Here is a 13872-nt window from a genome sequence, read left to right on the forward strand (position 1 = left end):
TTACTACAACATTTGACTTTTCGTCGTTTGTTCAGTGAAGACGGATTTTTCAATCATTCATTCCATCACTGAAAACACGAATCTCATAAACGATTTCTTCTAATGTTCCAGTGGAAGCTTCTGCTTCAATCGCAAGAACTGCCGCTTTTTTTTCAAAGATTTCTGGAAATAACTCTGGAAGGCGCTCACCGTAACTTTTAGGACTAAATCGGCATACGTATTCTCCACTAGGTAAAATCTTGATATTGTTACCGACATTTTTTGTAGGCTTGATCTCTATATACATATACTGCTGCACGTCTTTATCAATAAATTCATAGAGAATGCCAAAATCATATAAAGGCTCATACCCCGCTTCCATTGAGCGATCAAACAAATGGGCTGCTTCTGTATAAAGAGTCTTTTTGTTATCAGTCGGTTGGTAAGGAAAAACATATAAGTACTTTTCTGACAATTGACGAATATGTTGCTTTTTAGAATGTCTGTATTTTTTTAATAATTTGATTTCCTCTTTGACCTCTTGCATCCCTTTTAAGTTTTGTTGAAGTAACTCGATTTTTTGCTTCATCAATTCTTCACTATATGATAAAAAAGATAGATAATCGATGGAATTATTTGGATCACTAAAGCGATGCAGTTCTTTTAATGGTAAACCAATCTCTACACATGCTTGAATCAGCTCGACCGCGCTCACTTGGGCTAAGGAATAATAGCGATAGCCAGAATCTGGATTGATGTATACCGGCAACAACACTCCGACTTGTTCATAATATCTTAACGATTTAATATTGACACCGGTTATTTTCGCCATTTCCCCGATACTCAACAATTCACTTCTTTTGTCCTTTTCTCTCATTGCAATTCTCCTACATACTAAATATTGCTCCAGTATCAAGTGCTTAGATATTGATTATACCATAGGTAATCTTTTAACTTTACATTTCATTGTTATTTTTTAATGTAAAATTATTTAACAATCTTCTATTTTTCAAATATATTTAACATCAAAAAATCCTAAACAACAATAATTTCACACTACTTTACATATTCTCCATTTTTTTAAAAGTATAAAAAACCAACGTAATATTATCACGTCTTGTATTATTCATTAGATAAAGATATAATATTAGTGTGTTTTCGATGAAGCGACAAAAAATTAGATACAAAAGCTCGTTCATCACAAATTGAATACGTTTTCTAACCGCACCTTGTGTTAACCATTTTTGGTAACTACTACATTTACATAGTAGTGAAAATAATTTTTTGGGGGAAAAAAATGAAAAAAATCGTTAGTTGTTCCGTGTTATTGTTCGTTCTACTATTTCTAGCTGCCTGTGGAAAGCAAGTCAGTGTTGATGACCTGAAAGCCAATGATTGGCTGATTGAAGAATTGGAGGAAGTAGACATGATTGCCTCTTTCTCAAATCATGTGGTATCGTTTCGCATTGATCCTTCTTCTTACCAATCGACCGCTACCAATGAATGGGAAGCCTTGGGTGAAGAATTTGCGAAAAGCATGCTTGAAGAATTTCAACATAAGTTTGAACACACGTTAGAAGGAAATATCATGACCTGGGAAAACGACGGGGAAACAGGCAAGTATACAGTAACAAAAGAAGATAAAAATATTATTCTCACACCTACCAAAGATAACGAGGAAGATAAAAAAATTGTTCTGAAGCCATATGATAAAAGTAAAAGAGCAACATCTTCTACTTCTTCAGACAGCTCCACAACTGATAAAGACGCAACAGATGATTCATCTCTCGTAGATATCACTGATAACTCAACTGAACTAAGCGGCTCGGATGACGCGTCAGGTGATTCTGCTTTTGGCAAACGCTCAAACCCTGTGCCCCTCGACAACCCGATCACGTTCGACACTGTTTATTATGATGACGAATATGAAGAAATCGATACAAATATTTCCTTAACCATCAGTAACGTTGTCCGTGGTGAAGAAGCGTATAATTATATGATCAGCATGGATGAGTACAATGAACCAGCACCAGAAGGAAAAGAATGGGTAGTTTTTGATGCAGAGCTAACTGTCAATAAAGGGAGCCAAGATGAGCCATATCGCGCTTTTTCTAGATTCGTACCAGTTAGTTCAACTGGTGAAGAAGTCAATCAGGAAAGCTATAGCTACTTAGGCAACGAAGAATTTGGGAACAAAGATTTGTACGAAGGTGGTACGGACAAAGGCAAAGTTGCATTGCTCGTTCCAATTGGGGACGATACGCTTATTGAATTTAATGATTTTACAAATAGGATTTTTTTCAAATTACAGTAACCTTTGAAAAGCAGCAAGAAAACGTACTAGCGAGCATTAAAAATCATCGCCAGCTGACAGTAGCAGACTAGTCAAGATATGCTTATAAGGGCTACACTCCTAGAAATAACTATAGCCCGATCCAACTAGTTTTTACTTGACATCAGAGAAAAAGGACCCATCTAAATCAATACGTAGATGGGTCCTTTTGTCTCACTATTGGTTGTCATCTGCTGAAAACTTTTAATGGTCTTTTCCACTACTTGTAAAACAAATGTATCAGCTTTAAAACGCATTCTAAAAGCTTTTTAAAGTCTTTTAGAATGCGTTTTACATCATGTATTCATAAGGAGGTTGATCTATTTTATTTCGAAATCAATTGATTCGTCTCACGGACAATCATACGTTCTTCATTCGTCGGTACGACCATGACAGCCACTTGTCCATTGTCTTGACTGACAATTGCTTGTCTTCTATTGTTTCTTTCTTCGTCAACAGTTATACCAAACAATGACAACCCTTCACAAGATAGTTGACGAATGATTGGCGAGTTTTCTCCGATGCCCGCCGTGAAGATCAATACATCAAGTCCGCCTAGTTCAGCAGCGTAAGCACCGATCATCTGTTTTACGCGACCACAATACATGTTCATTGCTAAGACCGCTTTTGGATTGCCCTGTTCAAAAGCTTCTTCGATGTCACGAGCATCACTGCTGATGCCAGAAACTCCTTTGAACCCTGAGTCTTGGTTCATCATCTGCTCGATTTCTGCGAAGCTCATCTGTTTTTCTCTTCCTAGATAGGTCACGATGGAAGGATCGATGTCGCCACAGCGCGTTCCCATCATGATACCTGCTAAAGGAGTGAATCCCATACTAGTGATAACAGACTGGCCATTCTTGATCCCGCAAATACTTCCCCCATTTCCTAAATGACAGGAAATGATTTTTAAATCCTCAAGCTTTTTACCTAAAGACTTGGCAGCTTCCGTCGCCACAAATTGATGACTTGTCCCATGAAATCCGAAACGGCGAATTCCCTCTTCCTCATATAATTTATAAGGAATTGGATAAAGATAGTTTTCTTCTGGCATTGTTTGGTGGAATGACGTATCGAAAACAGCCACTTGCGGACAAGCTGGCAAATTATTTTTGAACGCTTCGATCCCCATGATGTTGATTGGGTTGTGCAACGGTGCTAAATGAGAAAGCGATTTGATTTTTTTCAATGATTCATCCTCAACGATACAGGACCCTTTGAAGAATTCTCCACCATGAGCGACACGATGGCCGACACCAGTGATTTCTGACAAATCAGTAACGATTTTTTCTTCCAATAAAAAATCTAGTAAATACTTGACTGCATCTTCATGTGTTTCACCTTTAACTGAGCGACTGCTTTTATCACCGTCTAAAGAATACGTCAAATCCATGGAGCTTGCTAACCCGATTCGTTCGAACAATCCCTTGGCGATCATTTTTTCTTCAGGAAACTCATAAACTTGAAACTTTAACGAAGAACTTCCTGAATTGATTGCAATAATTAATTCTTTCAATGCTTTACCCCTCAATCTAATCTTTTACAGAATGTTTACTAAAAGCACAGCAATCGTTGCACCAACGATCGGGCCTACTAATGGTACCCATGCGTATTTCCAGTTATAGTCAGTGTTTTTATTTGGTAATGGCATCAATGTATACATCAAACGCGGACCAAGGTCACGCGCTGGATTGATCGCGTAGCCTGTTGTCGAACCAAATGAAAATGAAATCCCTACTAGCAAGAACAATGCAACAACTGGTTGAAATCCTCCTGGGAAGTCTCCCGCTGGAAGTAACAATAAGGTGAAGATAAATGCAAATGTTGCAATGATCTCACTGATGACATTCGCAATAGGCGCGTCGATTGCTGGACCTGTAGCAAAGATGCCTACGGAGTTTCCTTCATCTGGTCCGGTTTCTTTAAAGTGAGCCATAAATGAGATTGCAGCGATCAATGCACCTAAAAAAGCACCTGCAAATTGCGCTAAAACAAATGGTACAACCATATTCCATTCAAAAAGTCCGCCAATCGCAAAAGCAATCGAAACCGCAGGATTCAAATGACCTGGCGATCCAAAGTAACCCGCAGAATAAATCCCTAACATTACGGCAACACCCCAGCCAAACGCAACTAATACCCAATTGGCACCAACTGCTTTGGCCAAAGTCTTCTTCAAGTTGATGCTACAACCAACACCACAACCGAAAAGTGTTAAGACTAACGTTCCAATAAATTCACCTAATACTGTATTATCCATTTTTGTACCCCTTTTCAAACGATTTTATGATAGATTTCTTTTAGTTTTGTACGATCAAACGAGATTGGATTCGATTGGAAAGTAAAATCGTTCATCGCATTGTCAGCTACTTGTTCCGCTGCTCTGATCGCTGTTGATTCTTCGATGTTCCATTCGGCCAATGTTGCTGGCACCACAGAATCTTTACTCAATCGCTTGATGGCATCTACTAATTTGATCACAGCCACTTCGTCTGAAAGACCGTTCGTACATAATTTAAGTTTTCTTGACACATCAGCGTATAAAGACTTTGCCGTCCAATCTTTGGCATTCGCTAAAACGACATGTGGTAACAACATCGCATTTGCTAAACCATGAGGAACTTTGAAAAGCGCGCCGACTTGATGTGCTAAAGCATGGCAAACACCTAAACCAGCATTGTCAAAAGCCACTCCAGCAAGTGTTGCTGCTTCGTGCATTTGGATGCGTGCATCTTCATTTTGGCCATTTTTAACACACTCAACTAAATTCGAAAAGACAAGCGTGATTGCTTTTTCTGCAAGCGCAGAAGAATAATTTGTTCGACCTTTTGCGACCAATGCTTCTAAGGCATGAGTCAAGACATCCAAACCACTGTATGCCGTGATCGAAGGTGGGCTTGTCATCACAAAATCAATGGACAAGATTGCTTCGTCAGGAATCAACACTTCAGCAAATATCGGATATTTGATTTTGTTTGCCGTATCGGTGATCACAGCTGCACTGGTCACTTCAGATCCAGTGCCACTCGTTGTTGGGATCGCAACAAAATAATTGATTGATCGCTTTGCTACCTTCTGATAGAAATAGATGATCCCTTTTGCCGTGTCTAACGCTGAACCACCACCAATTGCGATCACAACAGTTGGTTCAGTTTGCAAAGCCATTTGCATGCCTGTTACCACTTTTTCAATCGGCGGATCTGGCACGATCTCCGTAAAAATGATCACGCGATTTTTTTGTTCTAGATATGCAATCATTTCACGTACTTTTTGATTGCTTTTCAAAAAAGGATCAAAAACGAACAAGACAGTTTCGTCTGAAAAACGTTCGAACCTTTTAACGATGTCCGTTGTTACAGCTACTTTTGTTTTCATTGACCATTGATTCAAACTGTTTCCTCCTAACGAATCGAAAATCCGTCCGTTAATACACAACGACGTTTTCTAGCAAAATTTCTAGCAGTCGTCGTACACTCGCCGGTTGGTGTTGCAATCGTGAATGTGGTTGGACCTTCGCCACCAAATCCTAATCCTGCAAATGAAGAGCCATTTTTTACAAAGATCGAGGTTTGGAATTTCTTCGCTGCAAGGTTCAATCGTTGAATATTTTGGGAGTGCATCGTTGCTGTATGGTGGCATTTATTTTCGATTCCTAATGCTGTCGGTAATGCTTCATCAAAATCTTTTACAGTCACGATCGGTAAGATCGGCATCAACATTTCTTTGACAACAAATGGATGATCTTTCTCTGTTTTCATGATGATCACTCGAATGTCCGCTGATACATGGACACCTACGGCGGCTAAGATCTCGCTCGCGTTTTTACCGACAAACTGTCGGTTAGGCGCACCATTTTCCGCAATCATCTGATTGATCAATCGTTGAATGATTTGTTCATCACCTATATAATAAGCCCCTTGTTTTTCCATTTGTAAAATCAAGTAGTCAACGACTTGTTCGACAGCAACGACACTTTTCTCTGCCGTACATAAAATATTATTATCAAAAGATGCACCCAAGACAATATCTGCCGCTGCCTTATCAAGATCAGCGGTTTCATCAACAAGTGAAGGTGGATTGCCTTCTCCAGCAGCAATCGTTTTCTTACCACTCTTCATTGCTTGTCTCACCACACCAGGACCGCCTGTGATCACTAATAGTGAAATGTCTGGATGGGACATCATCTCTTGAGCAGCTTCAATCGAAGGTTTTTCGATCGTTACAACCAAGTTATGGATGCCACAGCTTTGATAAATCAATTCATTCAATTTTGAAACGACCCAGCCAGAAATGCGCTTCGCGCCTGGATGAACACTGAAATAAATAGCATTGCCTGCTGCAATCATTCCGATTGCGTTACAGATCAACGTTTCTGCCGGATTAGTACTTGGTGTCACCGCACCGATCACGCCATACGGAGATAACTCATAAAGGGTCATTCCGTTGTCACCAGTGACCGCTTCAGTAATAAGATCTTCGACACCTGGTGTCTTGTTGATCGCAAGAGTCAATTTTTGGATCTTATCTTCATATCTTCCCATTTTCGTTTCTTCCACTGTTTCACGAGCAATTGTTTCGATATGAGGTGTCATTCCAGTACGAATCGCAGCAATGATTGCTCTTCGTTGTTCCAATGACAAGTCATCTAAACGATCTTGTGCTACTTTTGCTGCGGCAACTGCTGCATCAACCGTTGGAAAAATCCCGACGGAAGAAGTTACAACTGTTGCGGTAGTCGGTTCTTCTAAAAGGATTCCTTGAATCACTTTCATGATTTGTTCTTTTAATTGTTCTTCGCCCATCATGCTCGCTCCTTAAACTTTTCAATTCCTTTTGTTGCAATTGCCCTATCTTGATCTGGACTACCACCGCTCACACCAATACCACCAACAATGTTTCCTTGCCCATCTTTGAGAAGGAATCCACCACCAAAGGTCACAAGCTTTCCATCACTTAATGTTTCTAATTGGAAAAGCGGCTGGTTTGGTTGTACCAACTCCGTTAGTTCGTGGGTGTCAGCTTTCATTGAGACCGCTGTATAAGCCTTTTTGATTGCCATGCTTTCACTCACAATCAGTGCATCGTCCATTCGATAGAATTGTTTCAAAGCCCCGTTTTTATCAACGATTGCAATAGAAACCGGTACGCTCAAACAATTCGCATGATCGATACACGCGTGAACGATCTCTTCAAAATCAAGTTTGATCTTTGGTTGTTGCACCCGTTCTTGATAACGACGGATGATTTGATTAAGCAGCACTTCTTGTTCCTGTTCATGATCTGCTTCACGGGCAAAAGAGTACAGACAATCAGATAAACGGTTGGCAAACTTGCTGAGTTCTGAACGGACTTCTTCGTTTGCCATAAAGCGATCAAGAACACGTTCCCCACGACGGCAAACCGTCCGAGCAACATGCAACTGCGCCCCTGCTAGACTTTTTCCAGGCAAAATAAATTCATGGATTTCTGGTAGTTTTGCTGTTTTTTCATCGATCCAGATTTCCAATTGATGAATATCTTCTGCAGAGATCAAGTCGCTTTTATGCGCTAATTTATCCTTTTTCGTTGCTGTCGCTAATTCTGCGTTCATCTGAAAAAGTTTATTTTGCACCCAGTCAAGCGCTTGTTGGCTTTCTGGATTTTTCAACATTTTTTGTGCCAAGCTGATTTGCGCACAGCACTCGTCAAACGTTCCATAGACTTCTACTCGTAAACTTGCTTTTTTTACTCGTGTTCCGTCAAAAAGGCTCGTCATTCCTTGATCACCAGTTTTTGTATAGATCGGCATTCTTTTCACTTCCTTACATATCAAACGTATCGATGATGCCAACAATCGCACAATCCACCGCTTCTGATGGCTCCGAGAATAAATGTCTCGCTGAACTACCGCTATTTAACAGAACATAATCACCAATTCCAGCACCTACCGTATCAGCTGCCACTTGTTGAAAACGTACTGCCTCTTTTTGAGCATTTATCGGTTGCACGATCATTAATTTTTTGCCTACAAGAGAGGAATCTTTTTGAGTAGAAACAACGCTACCAATAATTTTTCCCATTAACATTGCGATCCGCTCCTTTTACAGATAGTCATCTGTTTTTCCTGAATTTTTTCTTGCGCCAATAATGTAAAGTTTTGATTCGTTGAAAGTATCAACGCTGCTTGATTCGGTAAAACAGCCACTTGCTTGTAAGTGATATACCGATTTGAAAAGGCATAACATGGTTTTTCAGCAACTGTAAAAACTTCGACGTTATAATGGAAGATTTCTACAGGTATCAAAGTCAGATCCGAAAAAGAGCATTGAAATCTAAGCTCACAACCGTAGTCCAAGCTACGAAATAGCCATCGTACGAATGGGTCGTTCTCATTTTTTGTTGCAAATTTCGTTAAAAAGAAGCAGTCGCAATTTTTGACATAGATATATTTATTCGACAAAAAAGGGCTGATCGAATCCGTTTGAACGGAATCAGTTGATACGAACAATGTACTTTTTTCTCTTTTTATTAGCCAACCCACTACTTTTTGAACAATATCTTCCATACGAAACTCCTATTCCACAATGACTTTTGAGGCCATCGCTATGCCGATCGGTGTAACGAATTGCGGATGAACAGGTTTCAATACTTTCTTACCAATGACGCTACTCATTTCTTCTTCAAACTGTGAAAAATAGGCAGCCCCGCCGACAACAAAAATCGGCTCGATTGGATGTTCATCTAGCATTTTTTTGGCGATGGTCGCCATTTTTTGAATCACTGGACGACAAATCGTAAAATTTTCTGCTTCATTTTTGGAATTTCTCTTTATTTTTTCTGCGTCATCTATATCTACGCTATGATAACCGGCGATCACTAGAGTCATATGTGTACCACCAGTTGGTTCATCATCAACGAAGGCAACTTCTCCATTTTTAAGGACACTGATCCCCGTCGTACCGCCCCCGATATCAATGACCGCCCCATCTGTAATATCAAGTGTCAAGGCAGCCGCTGATGGTTCATCCACTAACTGGTCGATTTCCATGCCGGCACTTTCAATGACGTTTGCCACGACTTTTTTGTTGTTGCCGATCGTTCCTGGGGGGATAGCCCCGGAAGCTGCTTTAAGTGCAAACCCTAAAGCGGCTTCTGCTTCTTCCCTTAATACTTCAACGATCTTTACTGCTTTTTGATAATCAACGACCAAGCCATCACGTATCACTTTGGCTTCTTTGAACGAACCGAACAATGGTTGATTGTCAGCATCTAAGACAACTAAGACGATCGAAGCTGTGCCCAGATCAACACCAACCTTATAGCCATCGGCCGCTTTGTGACCAGTTGGCACAAAAGAATGGACGATTTGATTGAAAGATTCTAGTAACTCATTGCCTTTCTCAATTCCTTGCATCTTTTGCTCCTTCTGATCAACGAATGATCCTTGCTCTAGTTTCGGTAGTGACATTGGCCGCATTGGCTTCATCTGTATCGATGTGCATTTCCATGATAAATTTTTCGTGCGGGCGTAGCGCAACCTCATGATAGACAGTTCCTCGTTCGCCAGATAAAATTTCGACTGAAACGCTCTCATCCTTATGCAGATTCAAACGTTTCATATCTTCATGATTCAAATGGATATGACGTTGTGCGATGATTGCAGCTGGGATCGTAATTGAAGCAGCTTCGGTCATCAAAGTGATTTCTACTGCTTCATCAAGATCACCAGAAAGTTTGATTGGTGGATTGATCCCTAATAGACGTGCATCTGTTTTTGATACTTCTACTTGTGAGCGATTGCGGAACGGACCCAGAATCCGCACTCTTTCGATCTTTCCTTTTGGACCGATCAACGTCACCGTTTGTTTTGCCGCAAATTCACCTGGTTGCTTTAAATCACGCAATTTTTCGATGGATTGTCCTGGGAAAAGTTGTTCAAAGTGAGCAGGTGTCAAATGGATATGACGATTAGAGATACCGATCGGAAAGGTTTGATCAAGATCTGCGATCACCTTCCGAACGATTTCTTTCAACTCAGCTTTTGAAAAATCAAGCATTGTTTTGACCTGCTAATAGTTTGTTCACATCATGATGAGGGCGAGGGATCACGTGTACAGAAACCACTTCACCTACACGCTCAGCTGCGGCAGAACCTGCATCTGTCGCTGCTTTGACCGCACCAACATCTCCACGAACCATGATCGTTACTAAACCAGAACCGATTTTCTCCGTTCCGATCAATTGTACGTTTGCGGCTTTCACCATTGCATCAGCTGCCTCGACAGCCCCTACTAAACCTTTTGTTTCGATCATTCCTAATGCGTCATTCATTTATGTGTTCCTCCTAGTTTTTCTTATTTTTTTTGGTTGCAGTTTTATTTCCTTTTTTTGAAGAATCTTTTGACTTTTTTTCTTTGCTTGCCACTTCATCAGTGCTAAGTGAAGTAGGTTCTTTCTTATCTTCCTTGATAACAGGTACATTTTCACTCTTCACTGGTGTGGTTTTGTCTAATGAGGATTCTTGCTTCGTTGCTGTTTCCTCGATATCAATGACACGTTGCTCTGCTTGTAGGGAATCATGTTGCGCTTCTTTTGAAGAAAAGACATCAAGGATATTGTCTCCTGGTCTTGGTATAACTAGAGAAGAGACGTAAGCATCCAGACCAATGGCAGCTGACTTCGCTGCATCGATCGCTGCTTTGACAGCCCCGACATCCCCTTGGATCATCACGGTCATCCAGCCAAAACCTTTTGTTTTTTCTATACTCAAAAGTTCAATATTTGCGGATTTCACCATGATATCAGAAAGGTTGATGGCACTGGCTAATCCTGTTGATTCGATCATTCCGATTGCTTGATTCATTGTTTCACCTCCAATAATTCCAAGGATTTTAATGGAATACCTTTGACGATTCGAGCAGCATTACTTCCTAGATTTCTCAAGATCGCAGAAGGGATAATTGAAACATGCTCCACCACTTGATAAGGTTTCTCTTTTTTCAAGCTTTTATGATGTATGCAAAGAGTGTCCCTGCTCCCACCAATACCTACTTGTAAAGGAGAAGCTAAAGCCGCTTCATACGCCGCTTGTGCTGCATCCTCAAACATTTTTGCTTCTAGCTTATACGGAATGCTTTCTTCTTCTATCCCATAGAGTAAGGAAGTCAAGATTTCTTCGTCTATTCCATCTACGTAGATGATGATCGACGGTCTATCCATGTTCATTCCTCCTCAAATGTGAAAGGATCAACCCAGTGGCAACCGCATTTCTAGGACCTTCACACGCACGGACATTTCCTTGTCCAGCAACTAACCCATAGTGAGATAACGCATCTGTCACGATTTGGGGAATCTCAAAATCAAGTGCTGATCCTCCAACGATCACAACAAAAGGAATATCACGGATGTTGCCAGTTGGACTTACTCGTTTCAATGCTCGAATCGTGTTTGTTACAAATACTCGTTTTTTCGCTGTCTGTCTAACCAATTTGATTTTTTCGATCGAAAGATCAAGTGGAATTGGAATGAGACCCTCTGGTTTGACAACGACAACTTTCGCAAATAAATGAGGATCTAACGGTTCCTCAAAGAATTGCACACTACCGTCTTCATGTCGGATATAAAAGATGTTCTCTACTTTTGCCAAAGGATACTTTTTGATATCTTCTGCCAAGTAAATATCGTCGATCCCTAACTCCGACTTGATCAATAATGTCACCATATCTCCTGCACCAGCCAAATGTGTAGCAGAAATCGCTTGTTCCCCAATGATCGACGCATCAGTCGAACCAGCACCTAAGTCCAAAATAGCTAAAGGTGTGCTTGTACCAGGTGTCGTCAAGGCGCCTAAAATAGCCGCTTCTGCTTCTGCTCCGCCAATTTCAACAGGTGTTTTCAAATCTTCTTCAATGGATTGTGCGATTTTCGACATTTGCAAATGATCCGATTTGACCATCGAAGCAATCCCTACTGCTTGCTCCATCGAGAACTCACCGGCAACACCACCTTTGACCTCTATAGGAACAAAAGTATCGACTGCCAGTAAGTCTTGGATGAAAATTTCAGCGAGAGGGCGTTCCGTTAAATTCGCCATCGTTAGTCGAACTTTTTCGAGCATCCCACCGACATTGGTTCCTGACTCACCAGTCACATTGTCGATTTCTGCAAACGAACTCACCGCAGTCATGATATCTTCTGCACCAGCAGAAATTTCAACGATCTTACGACGATTGCCACCTGTGATCTCAATACTTCCTGCTGGGATCACTCGTGCTTGTACATCCCCTTGAGGTGTCTTGATCACAACAGCAGAACGATTACCAATCAACGCACGAGCCATAGGAACGATACTTTTCGTTGCTTCTGAATCCAGTTCAAAAACTGTCGCAATACCATATGGATTCGATAATTGAGCAACCCCTTGACCGGCAGGCGCTACTTCGACCGCAGCTAACATGCCTAGTGGAATTTTTTCAATATAAGCCACTTCGTCTATGATCGGGATCTTATGAGTCAAACGATTATTGACTAAAACCCCATCATCACTTTGAAGAATCGCACCTGTGACCCGAATATTCGTTTCAACGATTTGGTTGATCCATTTCGCCGCCTGATCAAATTCGATTTCTTTTTCAACGACGACGACATAGTCATCATCGCTGAATGTTTTTTGGACTAATTCTGATAATTTGATCGTTTTTCCTACGCCTAAGCCATGACCGCCAGGCGTTTTTGGGTTGTGACCGATCATCGTCGATTCGGTGATGATCGTTTCAGTGATCATCTCCATCGCCACGTCACCAATGACAGGCGTTGCCTCGTTGATGCGGATCAAATCGATATCAGAGATCGTAAGGTCATTTTTAGTGCAAGCTTCATTGATTGCTTTATAGATCCCAAAGAGATTCTTCTTCGTTCCTTTGATCCCCGTTGTTTCAGTAATAGCCGATTGTAGAAAATGAACCTGATCATTCGTATCGATCTCTGCAAGTGCGATCTCCGTTGAGGAATTTCCAATATCAATACCTATAATACGTTTCATGCACATTCCTCCCGATAACTGGCGATCCTTTAATTATCCCCTTTGAGCTTCTTACGTGTTTCATAATGTTCACTTGCTTCACGGAAATAAGCAGCAGAGATTTTCGCATGGTATTTCGTTTCTAATTCGTCGGCAATATCTAACAATTCTTGTTTACTTGAGCGATACGGACGTAACGCATTGTACATTGCTAAGACACGCTCATCAGGAACCGCCGTCAATTCTGCGGCACGATCGAAGTTAGAAGAAATCGTCTTGCGTCCTGCACTATGAGCAATTTCACCTTGCGCTTTTAAGATCGATGGTGTGATCTTCAAGTCTTCTGGCGTTAAAGAACCGTTCAATACATTAGCTAATGTGATATCTTCTAACGTTTTGCCTGTTTTTGTTTTCACCCAGTCTGGATGTTTGACAGCAATTGGGTAATCAGCAGTCGTCGCTTGGGCGCCATTCGCAACTTCAGTTGTCCCAGTCGGTTTATTGTTCATATCTTGTAAGATATTTCTTACCAAGCTTTCTAATGTCTGTTCGTTCATCTGTT

General features: G+C 40.9%; 16 protein-coding genes. 1 reads left to right on the forward strand and 15 read right to left on the reverse strand.

Translation table 11 applies throughout. The features are described 5' to 3' along the window. Positions 1-49: 49 nt before the first annotated feature. Complete coding sequence (locus I2F89_RS01100; RefSeq protein ID WP_074799093.1) at positions 50-856, reverse strand: MerR family transcriptional regulator; 807 nt, start codon at positions 854-856, stop codon at positions 50-52. A gap of 420 nt (positions 857-1276) precedes the next feature. Here I2F89_RS01100 and I2F89_RS15440 point away from each other — a divergent pair, with 420 nt between their 5' ends. Beyond that, complete coding sequence (locus I2F89_RS15440; protein ID WP_229078008.1) at positions 1277-2293, forward strand: hypothetical protein; 1017 nt, start codon at positions 1277-1279, stop codon at positions 2291-2293. Between the two features lie 343 nt (positions 2294-2636). Here the strand turns inward: I2F89_RS15440 and I2F89_RS01110 are convergent, their stop codons facing one another. From I2F89_RS01110 to I2F89_RS01175, 14 genes are read right to left on the reverse strand one after another with little or no spacing between them, the layout of a single operon-like run. Next, the gene (locus I2F89_RS01110) at positions 2637-3827 is read right to left on the reverse strand and encodes an acetate/propionate family kinase (protein WP_195513255.1); all 1191 of its coding nucleotides are present in this window, start codon (positions 3825-3827) and stop codon (positions 2637-2639) included. A 24-nt stretch (positions 3828-3851) separates the two neighbouring features. Continuing rightward, a complete protein-coding gene (locus tag I2F89_RS01115; RefSeq protein WP_071867451.1) occupies positions 3852-4571 on the reverse strand; it encodes an MIP/aquaporin family protein in 720 nt (239 codons plus the stop codon). Positions 4572-4585: 14 nt separating this feature from the next. Beyond that, on the reverse strand, positions 4586-5701 hold the full coding sequence (locus tag I2F89_RS01120; RefSeq protein WP_195513256.1) for a 1-propanol dehydrogenase PduQ: 1116 nt from the start codon (positions 5699-5701) through the stop codon (positions 4586-4588). 11 nt (positions 5702-5712) lie between these two features. Next, positions 5713-7113 (reverse strand): aldehyde dehydrogenase family protein, encoded by a 1401-nt coding sequence (locus I2F89_RS01125; protein ID WP_195513257.1) that lies wholly within the window; start codon positions 7111-7113, stop codon positions 5713-5715. Continuing rightward, positions 7113-8099: a cob(I)yrinic acid a,c-diamide adenosyltransferase gene (locus tag I2F89_RS01130; RefSeq protein ID WP_161641725.1), complete on the reverse strand. Its 987-nt coding sequence runs from the start codon at positions 8097-8099 to the stop codon at positions 7113-7115. The genes I2F89_RS01125 and I2F89_RS01130 overlap by 1 nt, the downstream gene beginning before the upstream one ends. A 13-nt stretch (positions 8100-8112) precedes the next feature. Next, the gene (locus I2F89_RS01135; protein WP_071867455.1) at positions 8113-8376 is read right to left on the reverse strand and encodes a EutN/CcmL family microcompartment protein; all 264 of its coding nucleotides are present in this window, start codon (positions 8374-8376) and stop codon (positions 8113-8115) included. Then, positions 8370-8855 carry a PduM family microcompartment protein gene (gene pduM / locus I2F89_RS01140; protein ID WP_071867456.1) on the reverse strand — a complete coding sequence of 162 codons (486 nt, stop codon included), beginning with the start codon at positions 8853-8855 and terminating at the stop codon, positions 8370-8372. The genes I2F89_RS01135 and pduM overlap by 7 nt, the downstream gene beginning before the upstream one ends. 9 nt (positions 8856-8864) lie before the next feature. Then, on the reverse strand, positions 8865-9704 hold the full coding sequence (gene eutJ / locus I2F89_RS01145) for an ethanolamine utilization protein EutJ (RefSeq protein WP_195513258.1): 840 nt from the start codon (positions 9702-9704) through the stop codon (positions 8865-8867). Between the two features lie 16 nt (positions 9705-9720). Next, a complete protein-coding gene (gene pduL / locus I2F89_RS01150; protein WP_195513259.1) occupies positions 9721-10347 on the reverse strand; it encodes a phosphate propanoyltransferase in 627 nt (208 codons plus the stop codon). Continuing rightward, entirely contained in the window at positions 10340-10621 is a 282-nt protein-coding gene (locus I2F89_RS01155; protein WP_074799110.1) for a BMC domain-containing protein, read from the reverse strand. The genes pduL and I2F89_RS01155 overlap by 8 nt, the downstream gene beginning before the upstream one ends. A gap of 13 nt (positions 10622-10634) precedes the next feature. Further along, positions 10635-11153, reverse strand: a complete 519-nt coding sequence (locus tag I2F89_RS15685; protein ID WP_115357685.1) for a BMC domain-containing protein — start codon at positions 11151-11153, stop codon at positions 10635-10637. Further along, positions 11150-11509, reverse strand: coding sequence for a glycerol dehydratase reactivase beta/small subunit family protein (locus tag I2F89_RS01165; RefSeq protein WP_185953847.1), 360 nt, complete (start codon positions 11507-11509; stop codon positions 11150-11152). Before I2F89_RS01165 ends, I2F89_RS15685 begins: the two co-directional genes overlap by 4 nt. Beyond that, positions 11502-13331, reverse strand: coding sequence for a diol dehydratase reactivase subunit alpha (locus tag I2F89_RS01170; RefSeq protein WP_195513260.1), 1830 nt, complete (start codon positions 13329-13331; stop codon positions 11502-11504). The genes I2F89_RS01165 and I2F89_RS01170 overlap by 8 nt, the downstream gene beginning before the upstream one ends. A gap of 29 nt (positions 13332-13360) precedes the next feature. Next, positions 13361-13867: a diol dehydratase small subunit gene (locus I2F89_RS01175; RefSeq protein ID WP_071867463.1), complete on the reverse strand. Its 507-nt coding sequence runs from the start codon at positions 13865-13867 to the stop codon at positions 13361-13363. Between the last annotated feature and the right edge of the window lie 5 nt (positions 13868-13872).

Origin of the sequence: Enterococcus sp. 1001283B150225_161107_E12 (assembly GCF_015556925.1) — a bacterium.
Classification (GTDB): Bacteria; Bacillota; Bacilli; order Lactobacillales; family Enterococcaceae; genus Enterococcus_B; species Enterococcus_B mundtii.